The organism is Woeseia sp. D3-10 (genome assembly GCF_055809415.1).
Window position 1 is genome coordinate 381157 of record NZ_JBVVTW010000007.1, and the last position, 26543, is coordinate 407699.

Sequence of the window (26543 nt, forward strand, 5' to 3'; positions counted from 1 at the left end):
CTGAGGCCCCTTTTTCGTTCTGTTCAGCTCGCGCGGTCGCGCGATGCGAATCAGGCTGACGGCTTACGTCGACGCGCTACACCCACACCCAGAAGACCAAGTCCCAATAACGCCAGCGTGCTGGGCTCGGGTACCGATGCCGCGTAGTGACCTACGGTTGCCGAAATGGTGGTACGGCCACCTAAACCGCCGGCGTACACGTCTTCGAACGTGATAACCAGCACTGAACCGTCTTCCAATGCCAGATGTTCCGGCTGATCCCAGGTCAGCGAACCGCCGCTGACGAGACCCAGAAACGTGAAGTAGCTACCGCTTCCGTTTGCCGACGCACTGAACTCCGGTGAATTGAACGCCAGAGTTGCACTAACCGTCGCATCGGACACCAAACCAAGACCGCCGACGATGATGTCAAAGAAGCCGAACGTCCACTCGTCACCGATATCCAATGAATTGGACATGCCGGTGAGATCTCCGGAGATTACGGTGCTTGCCGTACAACGAAGAACGCAATCACTCGAATTGATGGAGACTTCAGCGGAAGAACCTTCCGTCGTTGGATCAACCAGGATCGGATCGGCGTTCGCGGCGCTCGCCAGCAACAATGTCGCAGCAATTGAACCAATGATGGTACGAATCGGGGATTTCATTTTTTTATCTCGCTCCGTGGCTAAAGCGTGTGTGTATATGCCAGTAAACGAAGCAAAGTTGATGCCATATTCTTTTTTTAATTTACTAAACAATAACTTAGCAAGTTTTTTGACATTTTCTCTAGCCAAGAAAAATGCAATCTGTAAAACCCGCCGACATACCTCCCTGGCCGCGCAGGAGGCTCACTCATCCCTGCCGTTCAATTTTGCCCAGAATTTCAGCTGTCTTTTCCTGCATCAGCTCAATGTCGCCGCGACTCTCAACGTTAAGGCGAATTACCGGCTCGGTATTCGACATACGGATGTTGAATCGCCAGTCGGCGAACTCGAAACTGTAGCCGTCAAGGTCATCGACGTCCTGAGCCTCTGAGCCGTAGGCCGCGAGCAGCATGGCCAGCACCGCCGGGGCATCCGCCACCTTTCGATTGATCTCACCACTCGCCGGGTAACGGGCGATGCGCTCGCCGACGAGCGCTGACAACGGCTTGCCACTCTGCGAGACCAGTTCAGCGACCAACAGCCACGGTATCATGCCGCTATCAGCGTAGGAGAACTCGCGGAAATAATGATGGGCGCTCATTTCACCGCCGTAAACGCCATCCACTGCGCGCATCGTTTCTTTGATGAAGGAGTGCCCGGATTTGCTCTGTACAGCAGTACCGCCAGCTTGCTCGACCATATCAAGCGTATTCCAGGTCAGGCGTGGATCGTGCACAACCTTGCCGCCGGGGTGTTTGGCCAGAATGCTTTCCGCGAGCAGCCCGACTATGTAGTAGCCCTCGATGAAACCGCCCTGCTCGTCGAAGAAAAAACAACGGTCGAAATCTCCGTCCCAGGCGATACCGATATCCGCACCGCGATCACGAATGGCCTGGATCGTCGACTCGCGATTCTCCGGCAACAAGGGGTTGGGCACGCCATTGGGGAAAGTGCCGTCCGGTTCGTGATGGACTTTGATCATTTCGAAAGGCAGATGCGACTCGAGACCATCGACCGCAATACTGGCGCAGCCGTTGCCGGAGTTGACGACCAGCTTCAGCGGTTTGAGCACATCGACATCAACGTAACTCAGCATGTGCCGTATGTATTCATCGAACACGTCAACAGCACGACGCTCCCCTTTGGAGGCGGCCAGTGCGCGTTCGTCCTGTTCAGCCAGCTGACGAATATCGACGAGGCCTGTATCGGCACTAATGGGTCGTGCCTGTTCCCGTACCAGCTTCATGCCGTTGTAATCTGCCGGGTTGTGGCTGGCAGTAACCATGATGCCGCCATCTGCACCCAGATGGCCGGTCGCAAAATAAACCATCTCGGTCCCGCACAGCCCGATATCCAGCACGGTCATGCCAGCATCCATGAGACCGCGCGCCACAGCGTCGGCGATTTCCTCGCTGGACAAACGCATATCGCGGCCGAGAACCACATTGCCAGTACCGCCAAGAAAAGCACCGGTTGCGTTACCGATACGGTAGGCGATATCGGTATTCAGCTGACCAGGAATCTGGCCTCGTATGTCATAGGCTTTGAAACATTCTATCGAGATAGGCATAGGTGGTCCGCAAGGTGGGTATTCTGAACGCTGATTATGGGCCAAATTGGCGCACGGATCGACCGCGCAGATTCCTGCATTGAAGCTTAGGACCGAAGGGCTCGACCCCGTTGGAGGGCAGACGCCGCCACTTTCTCAGGTATTTGTGCCTTGGCGCCCGTAGTTGTCTTCGAGCCGGACAATGTCGTCCTCACCGAGGTAATCGCCGCACTGCACTTCGATGATATGCACAGGCTCGGTACCGTTGTTGGCAATACGGTGCACAGCGCCGATCGGGATCTCGATGTGTTCGTTGACACCCATCTCGAAAACTTCGTCATCGCGGGTAACCGTAGCAACACCACGCACGACTACCCAGTGTTCAGCGCGATGCGCATGTTTTTGTAATGACAGGACGGCACCAGGGTTAACGATCAGACGCTTCGCCTGAAAACCTTCGTCGCTGTCGATGCTGTCGTAACTGCCCCACGGCCGGAAAACCTGACGATGCAGGTTCACTTCGTAGCGTTCGTTGCGTTTTAGTTCGTCCACCAGCGCTTTGACATCCTGGCTGCGATCGCGATGCACAACTAGAACGGAATCTTTGTCTTCAACGATCACGATATTGTCGATTCCGACCGCCGTAACCAGCCGGCTTTGGCTGCTGATGTAGCTCGACCGGCACTCGTGTGCAACTACGTCGCCAAACAGTGCGTTGCCATTATCATCTTGTTCACTAACCTCGTGCAGGGCAGCCCATGAGCCCACGTCACTCCAACCTGCATCCAACGGCACCATTGCTGCGCGCGAAGTTTTCTCCATCACAGCGTAGTCGATGGAATCGGCAGGAGACGCTTTAAATGCAATGGCGTCAGGGCGTAGAAACTCCGTATCGTGAACGGCCTTCTCAATACTCTTCGCGACAGGCACTTACCATCTCCGGCGCAAACGACTCGAGTTCATCAAGGTATGTGTCAGCACGAAACAGGAATATTCCACTGTTCCAGTAGTGCCGGCCACCAGCAAGCAAGCGCTCGGCCGTGACTTCGTCCGGTTTTTCAACGAATGACTTAATAGCGGCAGTCTCGGTCCCATCGGTGTCGGCTTCAATGTAGCCGTAACCGGTGTGCGCTGTAGTCGGCACGATACCGAACGTAACGAGCTTTCCTGCCGCTGCCGCCGTCCGTCCTTGATCAACTGCCGAGCGAAAACGTTCGACGTCACGAATGACATGATCTGCCGGCATGACCAGCAGTAAAGGCATGTCCGCCCCGGTCTTTTCCGCCAGTGCGACCAACGCAGCAAGTGCCACTGCAGGCGCGGTATTGCGGCCCTCTGGTTCCAGCACAACACGGGATTTTGCGCCTATCCGTAACATTTGCTCGGCAACCAGAAAACGGTGCGCCTCATTGCAGACGACAAGCGTTTCGTCAGCAACCCCCGCGCCAGCCTCCAGTCGCAAAGCTGTTTGCTGCAACATGGTGTGCTCGCCCGTCAACGACAGGAGCTGTTTTGGGTACATTGCACGGGACGCGGGCCACAGCCGAGTGCCGGCGCCACCGGACAAAATCACGGGTTGAATCAAGGACATAGCCTGTCTCGGTTCCTTGCTGTCTCAAAGGTGTGCCGACTGTACTGCATCAGCTTGAACCGTGCCACGGACCTGGTTCAGGTTTTGTGGACGTGGCTCTATATTCTGGACCTGCCATTCCACGTACACCACCTGATGTCAGGCAAATTCTGAAATGCACAATGCACTGATCACGCGCCCGTAGACCGATAACCTGTCGGCAAAGTATCAATCGCTTCGCTATAGCATTGGAATCTCGCTGATAAATCAGCATTTCGCTCTAGCATTCCATTCAGGCAACTTCGGGTATGTATGGCGCCACGTCCGACAGATTCCGACGGTGCTCGTCAAAATTCCCTCTTGTTGTATTGAGATTTGATCGTTCCGAATATCCCCATGCGATTTACCGGCAACCCGCCAATTGTGTCGACCATTGCCAGCATGGCAACAGCGCAAGAACTGAACATAGCAGGCAATCTTGCTGTCGGTCCATGAAGTAACACCGATCTAGAACGTATCTAGATAACCGTGCAACTGCAGGTAATTAACGATTTCCACGGCGGCTTGCTCTGCTGTGAGCTGCACGGTGTTCACAACAAGTTCCGGCGCTGTGGGGGGCTGGTACTCGGAATCAATGCCAGTAAAATTCTTGATCTCGCCACGCCGCGCCTTCGCGTACAGGCCCTTGACATCACGTTGTTCAGCGACACTAAGCGGTGTATCGACAAACACCTCGATGAACTCGCCCTCGGCCATCGTTTGCCGAGCGATTTGTCGCTCAGCACGGAACGGTGAAATAAACGCACACAGGGTGATCAAGCCACTGTCGGTCATCAGCTTGGCGACTTCGGAGACACGGCGGATATTTTCCACCCGATCAGCATCAGTAAAGCCAAGATCATTGTTCAGACCGTGGCGAATATTATCCCCGTCCAACGTGTAGGTATGGCGGCCAAGGTCGTACAACTTTTTTTCCACCAAATTGGCGATCGTAGACTTGCCGGAGCCGGACAGACCGGTGAACCAGAGCACGCACGGCCGCTGATGTTTCTGCACTGCGCGCTCCGCCTTGCCGACTTGCAGCTCCTGCCAGACGATGTTGGCCGCTCGTCGCAGAGAAAAATCCAACATGCCCGCGCCAACCGTTTCGTTACTTTGCCTGTCGATAACGATGAAACTGCCAAGCCTCCGATTTGAATGGTACGGCACATAAACGATCGGCTTCGCAAGCGCAATATTTACAGCCGCTATTTCATTAAGTTGCAGCGTCTTGCCAGCATGGTGCGCCAGTGTATTGACGTTCACCTTGTATTTCAGTTCAGTCACCGAGCCCAGCAAAGTTAGGTTATCCGTCTTAAACTGGTACTGGCGGCCGGGCAGCATTTCCTTTTCGCTCATCCAGATCAGGTGCGCCACGAACTGATCCGACTGCTCCGCCGGAGCGGCGGCGGAACACAACACGTCGCCACGTGAAACATCGATTTGGTCGGCAAGGGTGAGCGTGACGGCCTGACCCGCAACCGCCTCCGGCAGATCGCCAGACTGACTGACGATGCGGGCTACGGTAGAGCGCTGCCCAGATGGCAGATTGATCAGCGCGTCGCCGGGCTTTACCGCCCCTGAAGCTATTGTTCCGCAGAAGCCGCGAAAATCCAGGTTCGGCCGGTTGACCCACTGCACCGGCAGAGCGAATCCTGACTCAAGTGACTCCGGCTGGATATCGACCTCTTCGAGGAAGCCGAGCAAATGGGGTCCCTTGTACCAAGGCATGCGCCCGGAACCGCGGGTAACGTTGTCGCCATCAAGTGCCGATATCGGAATACAGACGGCCTCCTCGATTTCAAGTGCGGCCGCCAGTTCTTCAACTTCCTGGCGAATGTGGTTGAACCTCGATTCCGAAAACTCCACGAGATCCATTTTGTTGACAGCAATGACTATGCGCTGCACACCGAGCAGCTGCGCAAGATAGGCGTGCCGACGCGTTTGCACCTGCACCGAGTGCCGGGCATCGACCAATAACACAGCGACATCGGCCGTCGATGCACCGGTTGCCATATTGCGTGTGTACTGCTCGTGTCCGGGCGTATCAGCTGCTATGAACTTGCGCTTCTCTGTCGAAAAATAGCGGTAGGCCACATCGATAGTGATGCCTTGTTCTCTTTCCGCAACCAGGCCATCGACCAATAGTGCCAGGTCAATATTGTCGCCTTGAGTACCTGCGGTCTTGGAATCTTTCTGCACCGCGGCAAGCTGATCTTCGTAAATCAGGCTTGAGTCAAAGAGTAATCTCCCGATGAGGGTGGACTTACCGTCGTCAACCGAACCACAGGTGATAAACCGTAACAGTGATTTCTGTTCCTGTTGTTTCAGGTATCTGGCAATGTCCGTAGCTTCCGTCTTGTGACTGTCCATTCAGAAGTAGCCCTCTTGCTTCTTCTGCTCCATCGACGCTCCCGTGTCGCTGTCGATCACACGTCCCTGACGTTCTGAATTTCGCGCCAAAAGCGTTTCGCCGATAATGTCCAACAACGTCGTCGCGGTGCTTTCGACAGCGCCGGTCAATGGATAGCAGCCAAGGGTACGGAAGCGAACCAGCTTTTCGACCGGTACCTCGCCATCCGCCAGCGGCAGACGCGCGTCATCAACTACGATCAACGCCCCGTCTCGTTCGACGACAGGACGACGCGCGGCAAAATACAGCGAAGGTATAGCGATGTCTTCACGATAGATATATTGCCAGACATCCAGCTCGGTCCAGTTGGACATTGGAAACACGCGCATGCTTTCGCCTTTGGCGACCTGCGTGTTGTAAATACTCCAGAGCTCAGGGCGCTGGTTTTTTGGATCCCAGCGGTGTTGCGCCGTGCGGAACGAAAATACCCGCTCCTTGGCACGCGACTTATCTTCATCGCGACGCGCCCCTCCAAACGCCGCATCGAATCCGTACTTATCCAGCGCCTGCTTAAGTCCCTGAGTCTTCATCACGTCGGTATGCACAGCGGAGCCGTGAGAAACCGGTCCGATACCCTCAGCGATGCCGTTTGGGTTGGTGTGTACCAGCAGATCGAGCGCATGTTGCCTGGCCGTGGCGTCACGAAACTTAATCATTTCGCGAAACTTCCAGGTGGTATCGACGTGCAACAGCGGGAACGGCGGCTTGGCCGGGTAAAACGCCTTGAGCGCAAGGTGCAACATCACGGAGCTGTCCTTGCCGACCGAGTACAGCATGACCGGATTGGCGGACTCGGCCACTACCTCGCGCATGATGTGAATGCTTTCGGCTTCGAGGCGGTCAAGATGGGTCAGCGGTAACATCAGCTCTGTTCGTTTCCTCTCCGGGGTGTATTGAATTAGAGCCAATGACGCAGTGGCTGACAAGCTCCAATTGGTTTCAGGGCCATGCTCTGAAGCTATATTGGCCGCCCAGCCCGGTCGAACCGGCCGTACGCCTGGATGTTATCCGCCTACAGTTGCACTGCGGCCAATTGCAAAATAATTTAAACCTTGCGCCACCACTGCATCGGGATCGTAAAGATTGCGGCCGTCGAAGATCACCGGACTGCTAAGTGATTGCCTTATCTTCTGAAAATCGGGACTGCGGAATTCCTGCCATTCGGTGAGAATAGCCAGCGCATCGGCACCATTCAGTGTCTCGGTAGCGTTCTCACACAGTTCAAGGCGGTTCTCATTCGGGTACAGGCGTCGGGTTTCATCCATCGCTTCCGGATCATAAGCCTTCACCGTCGCTCCAGCGGCCCACAGTGCCTCCATCAGGGTGCGACTGGACGCCTCACGCATGTCGTCCGTCTTCGGCTTGAAAGACAAGCCCCAGATTGCAATGGTTCGACCTTCGAGCTTGCCATCAAACCAAGTCGATATCTTTTCGAACAGCCGGGTTTTCTGGCGGTTATTGACATCCTCTACGGCGTTCATCAGTTGCGCCTCGTACCCATTCGCTGCGGCCGATCGTGCCAGAGCCCGTACGTCCTTCGGAAAGCAGGAGCCACCGTAACCCGCACCAGGATAGATAAAGTGGTAACCGATTCGCGGATCAGAGCCAATGCCAATGCGGACCCGCTCAATGTCCGCCCCCACCGTTTCCGCGATATTGGCAAGTTCGTTCATGAAGCTGATTTTCGTCGCCAGCATGGCATTGGCCGCATATTTGGTCAGCTCTGCGGAACGAATATCCATACTGATCAGCCTGTCGTGATTGCGGTTGAACGGTTCGTACAGAGCACGCAGCAATTCCGTGGTGCGCGGATTATCCGTCCCAATGACGATGCGATCCGGCTTCATGAAATCATTGATTGCAGCACCTTCCTTAAGGAACTCCGGATTGGAAACGACATCGAACTCGATCGCTTCGCCTCGCGCGGTCAGGCCTTCCTGTATCGCAACTTTAACTTTGTCTGCTGTGCCAACGGGTACTGTCGATTTATCGATGATGATGCGGTAGTCGTCCATGTATGCACCAATCGATGATGCGACAGTCAAAACGTGTCGCAGATCTGCAGATCCGTCCTCGTCTGGCGGAGTTCCTACCGCGATAAACTGAAACAGCCCGTGATCGACACCTCGTTCGACATCAGAGGTAAATTCAAGGCGTCCTGCTTCACGGTTTCGCTTTATGTAGGCTTCGAGCCCCGGTTCGTAGATCGGGACCTCACCAGCATTCAGTCGGTCGATCTTGGCCTGATCAATATCAACACAAACCACATGATTGCCGGTTTCTGCCATGCAGGCGCCCGTGACTAATCCGACATAGCCCGATCCAAATATTGTCAAACGCATTCAAGCATCCTGCATCGCTCTAAAATCAAACAAGGCGGCGATTATACATAGGGGGCGCTAACTAATCTTGACGTGCGTCCAGAAATGGGCACGAGTCTACGCAGGTTCAGGCACTGCGTGGCTTGAAATCAACGACGGTGTCGCTTCCCCGGATTTCTGCAAGTTTCTGCTTTCGAACCCAAACAACATCCTCGATGCCATTCTGTGGCTTATACCCATAAACTGATTTCATCAGTACATCGCGAGCGCGGTTACGATCGAGTTCGTTGCATGCGCTGTCCAACTCGGCAATCAATTTGTTCAATTCATCGCTCGGGATATAAACCTCTTCAGCACGCATGATGCGCGGATGCTGCGTGCCAGACACGTTGTTGCCAATCAGTAGCTCTTCAAATAGCTTCTCAGCTGGCCGTAATCCTGTGTATCTGATTTCAATATCGCCTTCAGGCTCATCGGCGTCCCTGACTGTCAGACCCATCAAGTTAATCATCCGGATAGCTAAATCACGAATTTTGACCGGATCCCCCATATTCAGCACAAATACGTCACCCCCTTTGGCCATGCCACCGGCTTGAATCACGAGCTGGGCCGCTTCCGGTATGGTCATGAAGTAACGGATGATTTCCGGGTGGGTCACGGTTACCGGTCCACCGTTTCTTATCTGCCGCCGAAACAGCGGAACCACTGAGCCCGATGACTCGAGAACGTTGCCGAAGCGGACCATGCAGAATCGAATTCGGTCGAATTCATCGTTCAGCGCCTGCAGGATGAGTTCTGCAAATCGCTTGGTTGCGCCCATGACGCTGGTGGGGCTTACTGCTTTATCCGTCGAAATCAGGACGAACGTATCTACCCCGCACTCAGCGGCCGCGAGTGCTGTATTTAATGTGCCAAAAATATTGTTGTACACGCCTTCCAGCAAATTGTGTTCAACGACGGGGACATGCTTGTACGCTGCCGCGTGGTAGACAGTATTGACTCTGAAGGACCTCAATATTTCAGCAACACGTCTACGGTGGTTAACTGAACCGAGCAAAGCTATCACTTGGCTCGTACTCTTTAGCTGTGCTGCTCGCTCCCGAATTTCGCGCTCTATATCGTACAGCGCAAATTCCGAACGCTCGAACAGAATCAGCGCTTTCGGATTCAAGGAAATAAGCTGTCGGCAAAGTTCCGAACCTATCGAGCCACCAGCTCCAGTTACCATTACAACCTTGCCGGTAACGGACGCTTTCAATAACGAGTCATCCGGCGGGACAGGATCACGCCCGAGTAAGTCCTCTACTTCGACGTCGCTAATATCGTCAACACGCGATCTTCCCGATATCAGGTCGCCCAAGTCTGGCATTGTCTGGACACGTACTGGAAAGCCCGACAAGCGCTCAAGAATATCCCGGCGCTTTTGCCTACTAGCGCTGGGAATGGCGAGAAGTACACGTGTTGCTTTGTTCTTTCGAATCAATTTTTCGATAGCAGACGGCGAGTAGACCACAAGCCCCTGCACGGTCTTGCCAGTCAAAGAAAAGTCATCATCGACCATCGCAACCGGCGTGAAATCATTGCTTCCAAGCAAACCGATGGCTAACCGTGCGCCCGCTTCACCTGCACCGTAGATAATGACATTGTCACGGTCGCGACGTGACTTCCGTTGTTCAAGGAACTTGCGGGCTAAAAACCGGCTGCCGCAAATGTAAATAAACGACAGAGTCCCGAACGCTACGGCCCAGCGGAGCGGTGTAGACAGGAGATTTGTTGTCCAAATAAGTAAGGCGACGCCCATTGCCGAGCCGAGCGCCGTTTTGCCACCAGCTACAATGAGATCTAGTCCCATGTAACGAACGATTGACTGGTAAAGGCCTTGCCACCAGGCTATCGGCATGGAAACCGCCAAGACCAACCCGCACACGGCTAAGTTCAGTTTGATCGATGAACTTACGCCAATAAGAAGCCATGTCGCGGCGAAGGCACAAGAACTAAAGCCTAGAATATCGAAGACGACTGAAATGAATTGCTTGCCTGCTCGGGGCAGACCTACGAGCCAATGACGAATCTTACGCGCCAAGCTTATATGTTTGATTGTCATACAAATTATTCAATATGAGGCACCCGGAATTAGGCAGCATGATAGCTCAAATATCTGAAATTGGGCAGACTTTCCTATATTTGCGCATAGCGATTTGAGGGGCACGTTGACTGCAATTCCTGAATCACCGGGCCGTGTTCATATGCGCCTCATCCACATCACCTGTTAGCGACGTCGTTAATTAGATGTATTTGATTCCATCGAACAGTACTTTGTCGCCGACTGGCTGCGTATGCTATAAATTGATGGGCACGCAACACGCCGAACCCGCAGCTCTTGCACGGAATGATCACAAGAGGGTCAACCCGATTAGGGTTCCAGAGGGCATAACTCTCCTTAGCTCAGACGGCGTCGAGATACCCCTTATCTTGCAGTAAATCAACCATCGCAGAATTTGATTCCTCGACGAATCGGTTATCCATATTTGGCGTCAACTCCGCATCGTCAGGCGGCTGGAATTCTGAATCAATGCCAACAAAGTTCTTGATCTCGCCGCATCGCCCCTTAGCGTAAAGGACTTTACCGTCTCGCGGCTCTGCCACGTCAAACGGCGTATCGAGAAACTCAACATACTCGCCGCCTTCTCTTGGCTCTGAGTGCAGAAACTGACAATACTTTCTTCAGCCTAATCATCATCGGCCAACGTTAAGGTTCATCGTCTGTCGCTATCAGCGCACCATCGCGACAAACAACCAATCTTGTTGATGCCGAATCTAAGGTAGGAATCTCGTTACGTTCGCGGTAAGCGAATTGCCAGAAATCCGACTCTGGCCAATTGGACAAGGGAAACAAATACATACTCTGGCCTTTGGCAACCGAGTGTTGTAAATACTCCAGAGTTCCGGTCGTTGATTTCCCACCTCCGCGATGCTGTGCCGTTCGAAACGAATAATACTTTCTAACCAACGAACTAGCACAAGACCGGATCCACACTCCTCCGCCGCCTCGCGCATGATGTGGATGTTTTCTGCCTCAAGGCCATCTAAATGGTTACGTTCAGTCATCGACAGCTATCCGTTCTTGGCGTTATAAAGCAGTCGAAGAATTGGTAGGATTCCGCAGCGTGGCACGTGGAAGCCCGCTTATCCACGAGCAGCACTTGTACTACAGCATATGGCGAATTAGGAAAGACCTTCCCCACAACGGTTACGAGGTCATATCGATTGCGGCAACCCAAAAAGATCAAGAACTTGCCGAGCAACCAGCGCTGCCGACGGTTGTTAGCGTCCTCTACGGTGTTCTTGACCCAAGCCCCGTAAACAAAATCCGCTTCACACGTGCACCAATAAGCCGTTGACAGACCTGCCGCAATTTAGCAGTTGTCAAAATCCCGCATACTCATGCCATTATGTGCCACTGGCTTGCCTGACGGTTGCGGTAAGCACATCGCATGATCGTCTGACATCATCCTCACGCAGGCTCGGGTGAACCAGCATTGCCAAGCTATTTTTTCCCAGGTTTCTGGCATTGGACATTGGGCGTGTTGGTTGTAAGCCGCACTGCGCGAATGCTTTCTCCAGATATATTTCCGAACACGATCCCGTCATACACGGCACACCGCAGTCATTAATTGTTGCCGCGACACGGTCTCTCGACCAACCATCGGCGAGATATTCGGAGTTTACGAACGCGTATTGACGATAGTAGGCATGCTTGACTACGGCAGATGGTTTAGGCACTCGAAGAACGGGGTAGCCCGCGACTGCATCCTGCAATGCAGCCGCGTTTTGCGTTCTGCAATCCACCCAAGCGTCCAGCTTCTTGAGCTGTATCCTGCCGATGGCAGCCTGTATTTCCGTCATTCGAAAATTGCTGCCGAATGATTCGTGCAACCATCGAAAGCCTGGCGGATGCTGACGGTGGAATACCGCTTGGTAACTTTTCCCATGATCCTTAATTGACCAAGCTCGATCCCAGATCTCCGCATCATCTGTGACGAACATTCCACCCTCGCCTCCTGTCGTCATGATCTTGTCCTGACAAAAGGAAAACGCACTGATTTGGCCAAAGCTTCCGACCGGACGGCCATCTATCTTGGCCCCATGCGCCTGAGCGCAATCTTCAATCACCAGCAACTGCGCCTCATTCGCAAGATCCATGATTGCCGGCATATCACATGGCCAGCCTGCATGGTGTACGGCAATAATGGCGCGAGTTGCTGGGCTCAAGACCGCTCTGATTGATTCAGGAGTAATATTTTGAGAGTCGAGGCTGACATCCGCAAAAACCGGCTTTGCGCCGCGCCGGATAACGCAGCTTGCCGATGCGATGAATGTCCTCGGCGGTACTACCACCTCATCGCCAGGACCAATGCCGGCAGCCTCAAGTGCAAGCTCTAGAGCCAAAGTGCCATTTGCAACGCTGATCGCATATGCAACACCTAGATACTCCGCAAATTCCTCTTCAAATTTCTTACACTGATCACCGGTCCAATAATTCACTTTGTTCGACCGCAGAACATCAGCAACCGCCGAAATTTCCTCTTCCGAGAATGATGGCCAGGGCGCAAGATTAGTTGTCAGCATTAAGTGCCTCCTAGCGCGGGAAAATTGTTTCGCGTATATGTGCGACATCTTTGGCAAACGTCCAATGCCGAACATAGTCAACATTCAGTTTAACTTTGTCCGGATATATAACTGTCCGATTGTAATGCTCCGGATCCGAACGCGTAGCGAGCAGGTGCTCCTCATTCCTGTACTTGATGGTTGCCGGTCCAGTAATACCGGGGCGTACCGTAAGGATGATACGCTCGTCGCCCTCCAGCATATCTGCGTAGCCTGGGACGTCCGGCCTAGGACCAACAATACTCATTTGCCCAACGAATACGTTGATCAACTGCGGCAACTCATCGATCTTCAACCGACGCAGGATTCGCCCGACCCGCGTTATTCGCGTATCGTCTGCGGTAGTCACTGTTGTCCCCCCACTCTCCGAACTTCTCATCGTACGCAATTTGATTACATGAAATAAGCAGCCATTTCGCCCTACTCTTAGTTGGGTGAAAAAGCCCGACTCCCTAGTATCAATTCTCGCAGCGAATGCTCCTATCAGTATTATCCAACCAAAAGCCACGAGTCCAACCGATGACAACAACAAATCGAAAGCACGCTTTAGCACCGCATCCCGTGTCCGCAATCCTTCCATTCAGGGTTTGTATCCATATCTAGCAAGCGTCTCGCCAATCAACGGAATTATCGCGTCCATCGCTGCCCCATCAAGGTTACTGCGCCCTCTGCCAATGCTTGAGGCGCGAACGCCGGCTGTCGCGTTCGCCACTACCGCCGACGCACTTTCAAGCCCCAAAAATGCCTGCAACTTTTGAAGTTCTTGCGCAGGCGCAGCCACAAACGATTCATAGGAAAGTCGGTAAACACGGTCCTGATCGATACATTCAAGGTCCCGTTCCGCAGCGTCCACACAAGCACGCCACTGCATTGCACAGATTTGTAGCAAAGACAAATCCCTTTTCCACTGATCCATGTTACGAGTCACTGGCCCCCACACACTCAGCCGGTCCTCATGCGACATCAATTTGCTTAAGCGATTCCCCAGGAATCGTGCCGCATAATATGGCAAGTCGAGCGCCGGCACGAAACGAGCTTTCCGCACTAGGTACGGCAGATCCAGAGAGGCTGTCCACCTCTGTTTTGCGGAACCGACTACATCCAAACCATCTCTCACCAGAAAAATATACCGCGCGTCAGGTCCGACTTTCTGAAGAAATGGCACTCGCAATGAGTTAGCGCATGTCTTTTCCAATACAAGTCTCGTGCCTGCACGTCGTGCCTGCCGTTCAAATTGTCGGCGTATATAGCGGATCACCGGTGGCGTCGCTAATTCCGCTGGGATCTCATCTGAAGCGAAACGAACATTCCCATGCCGCCAGATGTAGTTGATCTCGTCACAAGGCCACGTTCCAACTTCTGGCAGTTTAGTTAACGCATCACGAAGCATATTCGTCCCTGACCGCGGCGCCCCAATCAGAAAAACATAACGATCCGTACCAATCATATCTGTCTTCGAGAGCAGCGGATCAATGACGACCACTGCTCCATTACAATCGCTTCGGAATAGAGGCGATCTGCCAGACCGCGGGCGTTCTCCCCCATCACCTTAAGGCGCTCCGGATTGTCCGCCGCCGCAGCAATCGCTGCCGCAAGCGCAACCGCGTCATTGGGCCGAACTGTAAATCCCACATTCTCATCCACAACCATTTTTGCCAATTCACTTTCCTGCTCAATGCTGACCAAAACAGGTCGTCCTGCGCGGAAATACGTCATTGTCTTGCTCGGCAATGCGTATCGAAAAATGTCCTTCGCCAGCAATACAAGTCCGATGTCTGCTTCTTGCATCGCTGCAATAGCGACCGATACCGACTGATGCGGAAAAAACCGGATTCGTGAATCCCCACTGACCGTTACTCGTTGTTGCAAGGCCGATTTCGCTACACCCTCACCAAGGAACAGGCATTCAATGTCATCTCGGCCACGCAAGTGCTCAAACGCGTCCAGCACTATGTCCAGATTTTGAAACCGGCCAATATTACCCGCGAAAATCAACCTAAATCGCTTATCCAACCGCTGTAATTCCGCCGGCAATTCGGTCGGCACATCATCCACTTCGGCGGGCAGATCAAAATTATTAATAATTCGACATTGTAGCCCACGAATATTCGACCGCAATCTCAAGGCAGTTTCCATATCGCGAGAAAGCACGACAACCGGATCCGCACCGCGACAGCTCCAACTGTCAATGCCACGCAACGCGCGATATAGCAGTGGATTACGAAACTCCCCCGATAGCTTCCCAATTTCCGGATGAATATCCATACAATGATAAATAAATCTTGCGCCGGTCAAGCGGGCTGCGAACGCCGCTGCTGCCCCAGCCAGAACCGGCGGAGCGGTCGACACCATAATCACATCGAATGGTCGATGTCGAATTGCATACGCTACGATACCAAGGGCCAAAAGGATGGCATTAACTATACGCCGCCAAGTCCGGCCAACCTCATGCGGTAATTGCAAACGGCGGATCCAAACACCGTTGCAAAGCTCAGACATTGCTTGGCGGTTAGTCGAATCAACGCCTTTGTAGGAGGGTTGCGACGACAAAACATGCATTTCGTGACCGTCAGCAGCCAATCGCTCCACAATACTTTTGAGCATGATTGCGTACGGTGCGCTGTCCGGCCAGAAATAGCGGTGTATCGCCAGAATTTTTAGCGAATCATTCGGAATTGCATTGGCCACGGGATCACCGCCGTTAAACACTGGCATTGCAGTTACGTTCTATCGCCAATTCACCAACGGATTCCATTGCTTGAAGAATACGGGTCGTTATTTCAGTGGGTCCAACGATGATCGTGCGGCCTTATACCATCCCAATCGTTGCTAAGTCGTGCTGTGCCGACGATCAAATTCACTACTCGTTGCGCGACATTGCGCACCTGATAGTCGTCTGGGCACAGCAATGGGGACCCTTCTTTTGCTTGCGATATGACCAAGTCCACAGCACTCTCTATTGTACGTGGATCAAGGCCAGTAAGAATAATACTGCCGGTGTCCATAGCCTCCGGTCTTTCCATAGCATTGCGCAACGTGACCGCACGAAACTGCAGAATTGCAGATTCCTCACTAATTGTTCCGCTATCCGATAAAACACATAGCGAATTTTTCTGAAGACTATTGTAGTCGAAAAACCCGAACGGCTTACTAAGCGTGAGGTGTGATAAATCGGGGTCAATGTTTAGCTCGTCAATGCGCTTACGTGTTCGCGGATGCGTCGACAGAATGACCGGAACATTATACTTCGTACCCAGAGACTGTAGAACGCCTAACAACGATCTCAGATTCTCGCTACTGTCGACATTTTCCTCCCTGTGCACGCTAGCCAGCAAATACCCCTGTTTTTCTAGGTTCAGCGTATCAAGTATCTTCGAATCGGCGATGCCGGATGCGTAATATTCAAGCACTTCACGCATCGGTGATCCGGTTAAATAAATGCGGCGATGAGGCAATCCTTCAGAGAGAAGATGTCGCCTCGCATGTTCAGTATAGACAAGGTTAAAGTCCGCAATACGATCAATAATTCGCCGATTCAGTTCTTCAGGCACGTTCGAATCAAAGCAGCGATTGCCTGCTTCCATGTGGTACACCGGTATATTCCGCCGTTTGGCAATGATGCAGGAAATAGAACTGTTGGTATCGCCAAGTATCAAAACCGCATCCGGCCGTTCTTCGTCCAGGACCTTTTCGGTTTCGATCAATATGTTGCCCAACACTTCCCCTACGGTACCGCCACCTGTGCCTAAATAGTGATCAGCAGGCCTGATTCCCAACTCTCTAAAAAATACTTCGCTTAATTCGAAATCATAGTTCTGACCAGTATGCACAAGACAATGATCAACGCAGCTGTCTAGCTTGGCAATCACTCTGGCCAGACGAATAAGTTCCGGCCGGGTACCGACAATTGTTACAACTTTCAGCAATTGACTCATGATCTCAACTCGTCCCTACACTTGTGCCGCAAAAGTATCCGGAGCGCCCGGATCAAATATCTCGTTTGCCCAGAACAACGTCAGCAGTTCGCCAGCTCCAGTATTTGTGATGTTATGGGTATGCATGGTCGGCATATCGATAAAAACCGGTTCATCACCTGAAACGGAAAACCGCCATACTTTTGCATCGAACAGCCGACGTATCGCAATCTCCGCGTCGCCACGAATTACTGCGAATCTCTCAACCTTTCGGCGATGAAAGTGATTTCCACGGGTAATTCCCGGCCTGGTCGAAGAAAAAAATGCCTGACCGCCATTGTCCGCTTTTACGACCTCAACCAAATGGCCGCGATTGTCTGCATTCAATTTCAATCGGAATGGATACTGTTCCGGGAATAAATATGATCGGTAACTATTGAACAAATCCCTTTGCAGTTCATCGCGAATATCTGGCACGATGCCAGTTCGTCTGTACGTAACGTCGATTTTTTGAACTTGATTCAGCAATTCCGACACAGAAATTGGCTGCCCTACTGGCCGTACCTCCCCGCACAGGTCGCTCGAAAGCAACTCTAGAATAATATCGGCAACACGCTGCGCATGAAGTAAATGAAGTTCCCCATCTTCCTCTACAACCGGTACATGTCCGTTTGCAACCTCGTGACAAAACGTCGCTACCACTGAATTGTAGTGAGGGCGCGCTCGCTCACCAAAGACGTGCGGAAGTACAAGATTAACAAAGCGCCCCCCCAGAGCTGTCGCCCATCCGTTCAGTTTCTCGCCCGCCATACGCTTTGCATGGCCGTAGTTGGTATCACGATCAATATGTATAGACGAGGCATAGATAATTACTGGCTTCGCGCCGGCCGACTCAAGCGCCCGAACAAGGGAGTCCGCGGCCGCAATATTTCCCTGCATTACATCATCGTCGGAGCCGCGATTTACTCCTGCGAGGTGAATTACAAAATCCGCATCGCGGACCAATTCACATAGTTGTTTCTCATCGGCAAATTCACGGCGGCCTGCCACCACTGTCGATATTTCCGCGCAGGCTTCAAGGCAACAGCGGACATGCCAACCGAGAAATCCGGCTCCACCGGTAACTACACCCCTCAATTTACACTCCGTCCGGCACTTATCGAAAAGTCAGTAAGCGCCGTCTTGATTTCCGGCAAAGATAACAACAGGTCCTTTACCTCGGCACGATTTATTCGCTTGGTATTATGAGAATGATAGTCTTCCCGTTCGCCACATTCTTTCTCTCCTTCACTAACAAAAACGGAATAGTTTAGATCTCTCGCATCCATTGGAATTCGAAAGTAGTCTCCCATGTCTTCCGAACGACGCAATTCCTCAGCGGTTGCCAGTGTCTCATAGATTTTCTCGCCGTGCCGAACGCCGATAGAAGCGATTCGGCACTCTGAGTTAAATACATCACAGACACTCTGTGCGAGCGTCTCTACGGTACACGCTGGAGCCTTCTTTACAAAAATGTCGCCCTGCCGCCCATGGCGAAAAGCAAACTCAACCAGCGACACCGCGTCTCGTAGAGGCAATAAAAACCGGGTCATGCCCGGATCTGTAACCGTGAGATCCAGGTTCCGTCGTATTTGATCAACAAACAAAGGAATAACAGAGCCCCTCGAGTACATAACATTGCCATATCTCACACAGCAGATCCGCGTGTCCGACGGCGCCAATCGACGCGCTGTAGCCTGGACTACTTTTTCCATTATTGCCTTGGTCATGCCCATAGTATTGATTGGCATCACCGCTTTGTCCGTACTCAGACAAACCACCGATTGCACGCCACATTCGATTGCGGCTTCGAGCACATTCGTGCTGCCTTGGATATTAGTCTTTACTGCCTCCATCGGAAAAAACTCGCAAGATGGCACTTGCTTTAATGCCGCAGCATGAAAAACGTGGTCAACCCCTTTCATTGCCGCCCTGACACTGGATTGATCACGAATATCACCAATGTGAAATCGCAATCGGGAATCATCGATGAGATTTCGCATAGCCTCCTGCTTCTCCTCGTCGCGGCTAAAAACTCGAATCTCGCTGCATTCCGAATTCATCAGGTACTCCGCCATGGCCTTGCCAAACGAGCCGGTCCCCCCAGTGATTAATACTACTGTTTTTTTAAGCACCAATTAGCTCCCCGAATATGGCCTGACTCACGGTGCGCTATCTCACCTGATGCAGAAGCCCTACTAAATACTTTAATTTTCACGTGCGAACGCCGATCACGCAACGCGAACGCCTTCCGCAGGACGCACTATGCGTGATCCTGCACCAACGTAACATTGATTTGAACCAACCGACATATTGAGAGACGGCCCTGAACGCCCTTTTTTTCACGTCCTACCTGCCGGCGAATTTCCGCGCCGCGATACTTCAGAAAACAAATTTCGATTAGCCTGACACGCCTCCGGGTTATGTAGCCGCCGGGCCGCAAAGGCGATAACTGTTTTTCGCCATTCGGCATGTTCTTCTTGAGACCGGCTTGCCGCTTGTTCAATTGCGCGCACAAAATCCTGTTCGCAATCCAAAGCAATATCCCACCCGACTCCCGCGCTTGCGAGGTCCCGCCACGGCGTTGTATCAGCAATTAGTACCGGCGTGCCAGCGGACAATGCTTCCGCGATCACGTGCCCATAATTTTCGCCACGCGTTGGTAGAAAGAACAAATTATGTTTCGACATTAGCTCAGCAATCGCCTCATGCTCCACGCTACCATTCCACTTCACAGAAATATTCTCGGGCATTTGTTCAGCTAGTGCCCGGCACTCAGCATAGTATGCCTCGTCATCATTTGGCCCAACGATCGTAAAATTCACTTTTCCAGCTACTTTTTGTAGCAGCCGCAGCGCGAAGTCCAAATTCTTTTTCGGAGAAATTCGCGAAACAAACAGAATATTGAGCCCGCTCTCCGTTGATTGAGGGACACTGTTAGGCGCGACCTGTAATGCCCCAGGCAAATTCGATGCGATTCGGATCGACGCCCGGTCGTTGAACTCTCTGCGAATGTCTATCGCTTCGTGCTCGCTAGACGCCTGCCATACCACTTCACGAAACAGCCCGGACGCTCTCATTGCCGCGATATAAGGACGCTTTTTCCAGGTCTTCAGAGCTATAGCTCCGCTGGAAAACTCCCCGCGTGGTGCCACGATTACCGGTCGTCGAGATGCTCGTAACACACGTGCGCAAAATATGGGCAGCCCTGCAAACAACGGGTCAAAAAAACTGTTTAGATAGATGACGTCATGGTCATTCATACTCATGACTTGCCGTACTTTGGCCGGCGTGAACCAACGTGATTCAGCATAGAGTACCGAGCATTTCTCCCGCTTCACCCACTCTCCCGATCGAATACCACAATATGGCTGTTCATCACCGAGATCGCGGTCACGAGTGACTATTTTAAACTCAAATTCGTCACTCAATTCGTTCACCATGTTTGCCACAGAACGTACAGGCCCACCTGATTTGTATCCCGGTAGATAATTCTTGATAAACGTTAAGATGACGGGTTTGCTCAAAACTGCACTCTGCATTTTGCCGTGCTAATAAGGTAGCGAAAAACCACTGGTCGAGATGCCATATTGCAAGAAGGCGCTGATTTTCCGCCGATCGGCATATTGGCTACCAATAGTCAGTACTTGCCTGAAAGCCAAGCTTTAAAGAGTTGAAATATTGGTATCTTTCTCTTCAACACCGCACCCGACTTGCGTTGCTCCGAGTCTACGAATGTTTTAGCGTTATCGCCCCAAGTGAGGCCAACGCTGGAGTCATCTGCATGCTCAACAATAACGTTTTCCAAGAGTACCTGACGGAGTCCGACTTGCAGGCATTGCCACGCTAGCAGATCCTCCTCCCCGAACATAAAGATACTTTCATCCAATCCAGCAAACTTATCGAGATAGTTGCTCGTAAGACACAAAAATGCGCCATGCAGTTTGTACACTTGCGTCACATTGTGATCTGTACTGGTACTGGAATAATTTGCTAGCGTTATCGGCTTACCATCCATTCGCAAGATCTTACGCACAAGCCACCGCAAGCGCCGCCGCATCAAGAGCCCTAACATGCCCCGCTGCACCCACAGCAAATCCAGTAAATATTTGAGATTCAGTTGACCAATGCACGGATTCTGCCGTCCGCGGGACGCAAAGATCTGCGGCGCAATAACGCCAACTTGTTCCCCGCATTCCTGCTGGAGACGCGCAAACAGATCCAACGATATCACCTTGGTGTCACTTGTCGCGATTACAGCATTCGAAATGCCACGGTCGCGCAATACCCTGATTCCAACATTATTGCCGAATGAATACCCGCCATTGCGGCCGGAATCAATGATCGACACTCTCTCGTCGCCGGCAAACTTATCAACTAATTGACGGTAGGAATCATTTGTCGAGTGATTATCTACAACTACAACTGCGCTTGGCAATGGATTGCAACGGAGCAAACTCCCGACACACTCAAAAGTTGAAGTGTAGTCATTGTAATTGAGTACCACTGCACCAAAGTCTTGCAAAGTGTGCATCGCACGAGTGCCGCATTCTGCCACTCCTGGCTGACTGCCCTCATCGCTGATTGTTTCCAGAGCCGCTATTTTCATTAGGCCGTGCCCATAGTCCAATATTCCGGCGATGCGCTTTGCCAAATAGTTGCTATGGAATCTAGCCGCTGAATTGTCCGCCCGATCGTCACGACCATGCTTGTTGCTCCGTCGGATCTGGACGAAGCAATCCCAAAGCAACGCATGTAAACAAAATGAGGTGAAAAAACGATGAAATCGGCGACATCGCGAATCCGCCGTTTGTACCCATATAGAAAAAATAGGAAAGGCCTGCGGACAGAATCACATAGCCGAAAACAGATTTGAATCGAATAAATGCCGCACTCACAGTAGCTAAGTAGCCCAAAAAGTACGCCCCCGCGCCGAATATGCCGAGCTTCATAGCCACCGCAAGAAAGTCCATTTCATACATGAACGGACGCTCATCACTTCGAATTACACTAGCACTCGCGCCGAAGCCGTTCCCAAAAATCGGATGCGCCCGAATCTCTGCAAGCAGGGATTCTATCTGCGCCCCTCGAACCTGGAAACTCGGCGAATTCATTCCGCTAAATCGGTCCAACCAACCCTGAATATCAATGAATAAAGAAAATGCGACCGCGATCAAAAGAATCGATACTACGGCGGGCGCCAGCGTTTTCAATGGTTCAAGCTGCAATAAGCGAAACACAATTGGTGAAACGAGCAATACGAACAACACTATTGATACTATAAGTGCCTTGTGACCATCAAGCAATGCACCGATCAACAACACGCCGATCCATAGCAAGTCTGAAGACTTTCGATATTTGATGTATCGGTAGAACACCAACGCAAGCCCCAGCAAAATGTAATGACCCGCCTTCGTGTTTGCCCGCAGAACCCCGCTACTCGCTCCCAACTCCCATGTAAATCCGACAGCAGACAGGAAACTATTTGCAGCCGTCAGGCCCGCCAGAGTCAGACCATCAAAGACCGCGTAATAGGCTGCGAATGCGCATACATTAATTACTGCAACCATTATCGCAGTGATAATGATCGATTCTATAAAGCTGGCGCCGGCATTGCGAATGACAATATAGCTATAAAAGATGGGAAAGGTCAGGTATACGAAAAATCCGGCAGAATCTTTAAGGGCATAATCCAACCGGGCGCCCAAAATTAAAGAGCGCAGCGACCAAATCAGAAAAATAGCAATAAATACGCCAACCGCAAGGTAGACAGGTGAATACGGCAGACTGACACGCTCGATTCGATAAAGCACAACCCTGACCGTCAAGAGCAGAAACAGAGTAAGTATTACGTACTTTATGATATGAAACTGAATTGGCAGAAACGCGATTGACATTGTCAACGCAAGAAGCGAGACATCGTGCCGTTCGGTATTATGTGCAGCATTCTTGATCTGGGACAAAAGTCGAAAATCCTTACTCAGTATCAGTTGACGACTTACCGTCCAACAATGTAAACAAGGGATGCCACCATCGTTCCAGCAATGACTGGCTCAGGGGCGCCGCACCGGCTTTGGATTGCCATACGAAACACTCGGTCACAAACATGGCAAACAACCAGTCGCTGAGTTGAATATCCACCAATTCGGAGTTCGTCTTGCGAATTGCCGCGATTATCCGGTCAGCCAACTGACCGCAGGTGATCGAGTTCCATATGTCCAATCGCCCCGCCAAATACTCTTGATGCGCCAGGAAATACACATCAAAGAAGGCCGGCAGATCCGCGCAATCTTCAAGGTCAACAAGCACCCAGTCGTCCCCAGCTACAAGTATGTTGTAGCCACTAAGATCACCATGGGCTGGCGTAAATGGTATTGCTGCGGTCAGACGCGATAGTGGGCTTCGGAGCCGTTCAAGGTACTTGTTAAACGGTGCCGGCAGGGCCAATCGTTCTGCAAAATCAATAACCTGGCGCCACCGCATTGAATCAGCAGCCTGACCACACTGACCAAGAATTCGTTCAAACTGGCCGGCTAGCGCGTTCGAAATGCGAAGCCTTTCGGAACTGGACATTTGCGCAAACACAACTCCGGAAAAATAGGCTTCTCGGAGCCTATGCTTTCCGTAATCAACCTCAAGCGTCGGCAGCGGCAGAAAATCGGCCAGCTGTTGCCGGCGCGCTATCCAGTCTTTGCTCAGGTTCACCTGCTCACCAACATGTGTCACGGTCGAATTTTGGAAGTCGAACAAAATAAGCTTCTGCGACTTAGAACAAATGGCTATCGTGTTCATAGCACGTTCTTTACTATCGCCGATGTCCATCTGAACTCGCGAAACCCAGTGCGCAATAGGCGGAACTCCAGCCAGAAAAACGGAACGTAGCGCAGCAAATACTTTGTTTTCCGTCGACCTGTTGACCGATTTCGTGCTCAAAAGGCTGGCGGGTATGTTGTGTACAGATTTGTGCTTGGCAATGTTTGGCTCCGTCATTAACCAAAGCCCAGGCTTTAGGGTCTCGTTACATTCGGACAACAGTGAAACCAGTCGCTGTTTACGTTCCTTGATCGATTTGAATTTTGCGAAAAAGTCCATGGTTCAGAAAGTAACTCCAGTGAAGCAGCTACCGATGATTGTCAGACTGCACATCGAAAATCCTATTCAATGCGAAGCAGACGGGCTGCCTTAAACCGAACAGCCCAAGCCCAGAATCCCATTTTCTCACTTACTTGCATCAATGAGTTCTTTTTTATGCTGCTGTTGGCCGCAATCCAAATTTCTCTGCCTTTACGCACCTCACCAATTAATTCCACATGCGCATATCGTGCCTTTAGCGCCGCTATAAAATTGATCCGGGAATATTCTTCATGATGGAGTTCAGGATTTCTATTCAGATGATCAAAACTCTTCACAGCATCGCACTCCGGGCCAACCCACTCTACAAACATGACTTCACGACAGTGTTTGGCCAAGGATTCGATAATTCGATCGAGGCTACCGAACTCTTCTGTACAAGAATAAAGCCAATGGATTAACGCAAATACGAACATTACGTCTGCCGTTGACTGCACGTCTTGTACTTTGTTTTCTTCGATATCCGGTCCGTGGGCCTTCAGATGGCGAAGCCCTTCTTTGACCAAAGCCAAATACTCCGGGTCGTGATCAACAAATGTGGTATTTGAATAACCATCAAGATAGGCCTGAAAGCCCATTACGCCAGATGAACAGCCTAAATCGATTATTGACTTCGAATCATCAACCATCGCAGTTAGAAATGGGCGAATCATCGAGTATTTTTTCTTATGTTCGTATTTATGTAATTTTATTCGTCCTGGCGGCGCAAGACCGAACTTCTGGTAGCCATCAAAGAAAACAAACTCTCCGACTCGACGCGATGTGGGTTCTTCTGATTGACTTCCAGTTTTTCGCTCCGGGTCGATATACAGCTTGCTCATATTTTTACTCCCTACCACCAGAGTCTATCCAGCTACCTCTGGTCTTATTGAACGTACGCATAACTGCTGCGCGCTTCATAACACCTTTCGGTCTTTTCCCCATGAAAGCCGTAGCGGTCCCGGCACAACTCCCAACCGATGATAAACAGACAGCGACATCATAGCGTTCCAGACGATAGTAGAAAACATAGTGGCTATCGCTGCCCCGGTAATTCCGTAGGATGGAATCAAAAGTGCATTCAGTATGACATTTACAACTGCTGCCACAACAATGGCGCGTAGCGTATCACCCTCATATCCACTCATGCTCAAAAATGTACCTACCGAGCCTACACTGGCATTGGCCAATTGACCGCATCCCAAGATCAGCAGCGGTACATACCCACGACGAAACTCATCCGCAAATACCGCCGCTAACAGCTTGTCGCCGAAAACGGCCAAAACGGCCATGACAACCAAGCCAGTCAATAGCACGGCGGCGCAGCTAATAGTCATCAACCGTTGCAATTGTTTCACATCCCCGGTTGCCGAAAACCTGGCAATATTCGGGCTAATGACAGAATTCACGGCCGTAAATCCAAATGACACCAGCATGGATCCCTGAACAACAATCTGATAAATCCCGACATCCTCTGCCGAGGAAAAAAAGCCCAACATGACCAGGTCGGTCTTCTGAACGATAATATTCGCTGCGCCCAGCATAGTGAAAGGCAACAAGCTGCGTACCCACCCCGGCATTTCGGACCCGACTCGACTGGCGTCTTTCGCTTCGGCCGGCCAAAAGCGCTTGAGGAGAATCAACAAGGCCAGGATAGCCACCGCAGTGGATATCAAATTTGCGATCATGACTGTGGATGGCTCAATCTGCAGCGTAAAGATCATCGCAATAATCAGAAAGGCCGCCAAAAGACCTGGCTTGAGGGCGGCGACTGGCCACATTGCATGAACTACATTCCGAAGCCCACGCAACATGCCACTAATCAACTCCATCACGATCATCAATGGAAGTAGCGCCAGTGCGATCATAAAAGTCGTTGGTTCTATAGCAGGCGCGTTTGACGAGACTCCGAAAAACACAATCCCGAGGGCCAAACTTGCTACGATTCCTACCGACACATACTGAATAGCGCGTCGCTTTAAATCACGCATCGCAGCCCAGCGTTGCGTAGCGTGACTGTTGGCAAGTTCGCGAGTTAGCAGTTGCGGTAAGCCGAGTTGTCCAGGAACAGCCAGCAAACTGACAAGCCCAAGTGCAAATGCGTAATAGCCAAAATCGGTTGCGCCCAACAACTTTGCCAGCAAAATTGCGGTAAGCAAGCCAATAAGTTTATGGACGGCACCGAGCAGTCCAGAGCCTAGCGCGCCCCGAATTAGTTGGGCTTTCAACGATTCCGCAAGCAATTTGGCAATCCTTAGATGCGGCGAATACGATCAAAATGAAGACTAGACCTG

General features: G+C 51.6%; 20 protein-coding genes and 1 pseudogene. All 21 read right to left on the minus strand.

Going from position 1 to position 26543, the window contains the following annotated elements; all coding sequences use genetic code 11:
- Positions 1–50: 50 nt before the first annotated feature.
- Positions 51–647 (minus strand): PEP-CTERM sorting domain-containing protein, encoded by a 597-nt coding sequence (locus tag AC0L8N_RS02470; protein WP_473665998.1) that lies wholly within the window; start codon positions 645–647, stop codon positions 51–53.
- Positions 648–834: 187 nt separating this feature from the next.
- Positions 835–2196, minus strand: a complete 1362-nt coding sequence (locus AC0L8N_RS02475) for a phosphohexomutase domain-containing protein (protein ID WP_473665999.1) — start codon at positions 2194–2196, stop codon at positions 835–837.
- 135 nt (positions 2197–2331) lie between these two features.
- Positions 2332–3766 (minus strand): annotated as a pseudogene (locus AC0L8N_RS02480) (mannose-1-phosphate guanylyltransferase/mannose-6-phosphate isomerase).
- 486 nt (positions 3767–4252) lie between these two features.
- Complete coding sequence (gene cysN / locus AC0L8N_RS02485) at positions 4253–6157, minus strand: sulfate adenylyltransferase subunit CysN (RefSeq protein WP_473666000.1); 1905 nt, start codon at positions 6155–6157, stop codon at positions 4253–4255.
- Positions 6158–7060: a sulfate adenylyltransferase subunit CysD gene (gene cysD, locus AC0L8N_RS02490; protein WP_473666001.1), complete on the minus strand. Its 903-nt coding sequence runs from the start codon at positions 7058–7060 to the stop codon at positions 6158–6160.
- Positions 7061–7201: 141 nt separating this feature from the next.
- Positions 7202–8539: a UDP-glucose dehydrogenase family protein gene (locus tag AC0L8N_RS02495; RefSeq protein ID WP_473666002.1), complete on the minus strand. Its 1338-nt coding sequence runs from the start codon at positions 8537–8539 to the stop codon at positions 7202–7204.
- Between the two features lie 106 nt (positions 8540–8645).
- Positions 8646–10622, minus strand: a complete 1977-nt coding sequence (locus AC0L8N_RS02500; RefSeq protein WP_473666003.1) for a polysaccharide biosynthesis protein — start codon at positions 10620–10622, stop codon at positions 8646–8648.
- Between the two features lie 341 nt (positions 10623–10963).
- Positions 10964–11164, minus strand: coding sequence for an adenylyl-sulfate kinase (locus tag AC0L8N_RS02505; protein WP_473666004.1), 201 nt, complete (start codon positions 11162–11164; stop codon positions 10964–10966).
- 804 nt (positions 11165–11968) lie between these two features.
- A complete protein-coding gene (locus AC0L8N_RS02510; protein WP_473666005.1) occupies positions 11969–13147 on the minus strand; it encodes a DegT/DnrJ/EryC1/StrS family aminotransferase in 1179 nt (392 codons plus the stop codon).
- A 10-nt stretch (positions 13148–13157) separates the two neighbouring features.
- Positions 13158–13766, minus strand: coding sequence for a sugar transferase (locus AC0L8N_RS02515; RefSeq protein ID WP_473666006.1), 609 nt, complete (start codon positions 13764–13766; stop codon positions 13158–13160).
- Positions 13767–14633: a sulfotransferase family protein gene (locus AC0L8N_RS02520; protein WP_473666007.1), complete on the minus strand. Its 867-nt coding sequence runs from the start codon at positions 14631–14633 to the stop codon at positions 13767–13769.
- The gene (locus AC0L8N_RS02525; protein WP_473666008.1) at positions 14630–15901 is read right to left on the minus strand and encodes a glycosyltransferase family 4 protein; all 1272 of its coding nucleotides are present in this window, start codon (positions 15899–15901) and stop codon (positions 14630–14632) included. The genes AC0L8N_RS02520 and AC0L8N_RS02525 overlap by 4 nt, the downstream gene beginning before the upstream one ends.
- Positions 15902–15966: 65 nt before the next feature.
- Positions 15967–17112 (minus strand): non-hydrolyzing UDP-N-acetylglucosamine 2-epimerase, encoded by a 1146-nt coding sequence (wecB, locus tag AC0L8N_RS02530; RefSeq protein WP_473669999.1) that lies wholly within the window; start codon positions 17110–17112, stop codon positions 15967–15969.
- A gap of 24 nt (positions 17113–17136) precedes the next feature.
- Complete coding sequence (locus AC0L8N_RS02535; RefSeq protein WP_473666009.1) at positions 17137–18237, minus strand: polysaccharide biosynthesis C-terminal domain-containing protein; 1101 nt, start codon at positions 18235–18237, stop codon at positions 17137–17139.
- Complete coding sequence (locus tag AC0L8N_RS02540) at positions 18234–19274, minus strand: SDR family NAD(P)-dependent oxidoreductase (RefSeq protein ID WP_473666010.1); 1041 nt, start codon at positions 19272–19274, stop codon at positions 18234–18236. The genes AC0L8N_RS02535 and AC0L8N_RS02540 overlap by 4 nt, the downstream gene beginning before the upstream one ends.
- 207 nt (positions 19275–19481) lie before the next feature.
- Positions 19482–20666: a glycosyltransferase gene (locus tag AC0L8N_RS02545; protein ID WP_473666011.1), complete on the minus strand. Its 1185-nt coding sequence runs from the start codon at positions 20664–20666 to the stop codon at positions 19482–19484.
- A gap of 113 nt (positions 20667–20779) precedes the next feature.
- Positions 20780–21748: a glycosyltransferase gene (locus AC0L8N_RS02550; RefSeq protein WP_473666012.1), complete on the minus strand. Its 969-nt coding sequence runs from the start codon at positions 21746–21748 to the stop codon at positions 20780–20782.
- 88 nt (positions 21749–21836) lie between these two features.
- The gene (locus AC0L8N_RS02555; protein WP_473666013.1) at positions 21837–23102 is read right to left on the minus strand and encodes an O-antigen ligase family protein; all 1266 of its coding nucleotides are present in this window, start codon (positions 23100–23102) and stop codon (positions 21837–21839) included.
- A gap of 13 nt (positions 23103–23115) precedes the next feature.
- Positions 23116–23931 carry a phosphotransferase gene (locus tag AC0L8N_RS02560; RefSeq protein WP_473666014.1) on the minus strand — a complete coding sequence of 272 codons (816 nt, stop codon included), beginning with the start codon at positions 23929–23931 and terminating at the stop codon, positions 23116–23118.
- A gap of 362 nt (positions 23932–24293) precedes the next feature.
- The gene (locus tag AC0L8N_RS02565) at positions 24294–25091 is read right to left on the minus strand and encodes a class I SAM-dependent methyltransferase (protein ID WP_473666015.1); all 798 of its coding nucleotides are present in this window, start codon (positions 25089–25091) and stop codon (positions 24294–24296) included.
- Positions 25092–25166: 75 nt separating this feature from the next.
- Entirely contained in the window at positions 25167–26492 is a 1326-nt protein-coding gene (locus tag AC0L8N_RS02570; protein WP_473666016.1) for an oligosaccharide flippase family protein, read from the minus strand.
- Positions 26493–26543: the final 51 nt, after the last annotated feature.

Excerpts from the sequence above, each read along its gene's own strand:
- AC0L8N_RS02475 (WP_473665999.1), bottom strand. The coding sequence starts at position 2,196 with ATGCCTATCTCGATAGAATGTTTCAAAGCCTATGACATACGAGGCCAG.
- AC0L8N_RS02510 (WP_473666005.1), bottom strand. The coding sequence starts at position 13,147 with ATGCTGACAACTAATCTTGCGCCCTGGCCATCATTCTCGGAAGAGGAA.
- AC0L8N_RS02515 (WP_473666006.1), bottom strand. The coding sequence starts at position 13,766 with ATGGAAGGATTGCGGACACGGGATGCGGTGCTAAAGCGTGCTTTCGAT.
- AC0L8N_RS02495 (WP_473666002.1), bottom strand. The coding sequence starts at position 8,539 with ATGCGTTTGACAATATTTGGATCGGGCTATGTCGGATTAGTCACGGGC.
- AC0L8N_RS02520 (WP_473666007.1), bottom strand. The coding sequence starts at position 14,633 with ATGATTGGTACGGATCGTTATGTTTTTCTGATTGGGGCGCCGCGGTCA.
- AC0L8N_RS02560 (WP_473666014.1), bottom strand. The coding sequence starts at position 23,931 with ATGAACACGATAGCCATTTGTTCTAAGTCGCAGAAGCTTATTTTGTTC.
- AC0L8N_RS02525 (WP_473666008.1), bottom strand. The coding sequence starts at position 15,901 with ATGCCAGTGTTTAACGGCGGTGATCCCGTGGCCAATGCAATTCCGAAT.
- AC0L8N_RS02565 (WP_473666015.1), bottom strand. The coding sequence starts at position 25,091 with ATGAGCAAGCTGTATATCGACCCGGAGCGAAAAACTGGAAGTCAATCA.
- AC0L8N_RS02500 (WP_473666003.1), bottom strand. The coding sequence starts at position 10,622 with ATGACAATCAAACATATAAGCTTGGCGCGTAAGATTCGTCATTGGCTC.
- cysN (WP_473666000.1), bottom strand. The coding sequence starts at position 6,157 with ATGGACAGTCACAAGACGGAAGCTACGGACATTGCCAGATACCTGAAA.
- cysD (WP_473666001.1), bottom strand. The coding sequence starts at position 7,060 with ATGTTACCGCTGACCCATCTTGACCGCCTCGAAGCCGAAAGCATTCAC.
- AC0L8N_RS02470 (WP_473665998.1), bottom strand. The coding sequence starts at position 647 with ATGAAATCCCCGATTCGTACCATCATTGGTTCAATTGCTGCGACATTG.
- AC0L8N_RS02550 (WP_473666012.1), bottom strand. The coding sequence starts at position 21,748 with ATGAAAATAGCGGCTCTGGAAACAATCAGCGATGAGGGCAGTCAGCCA.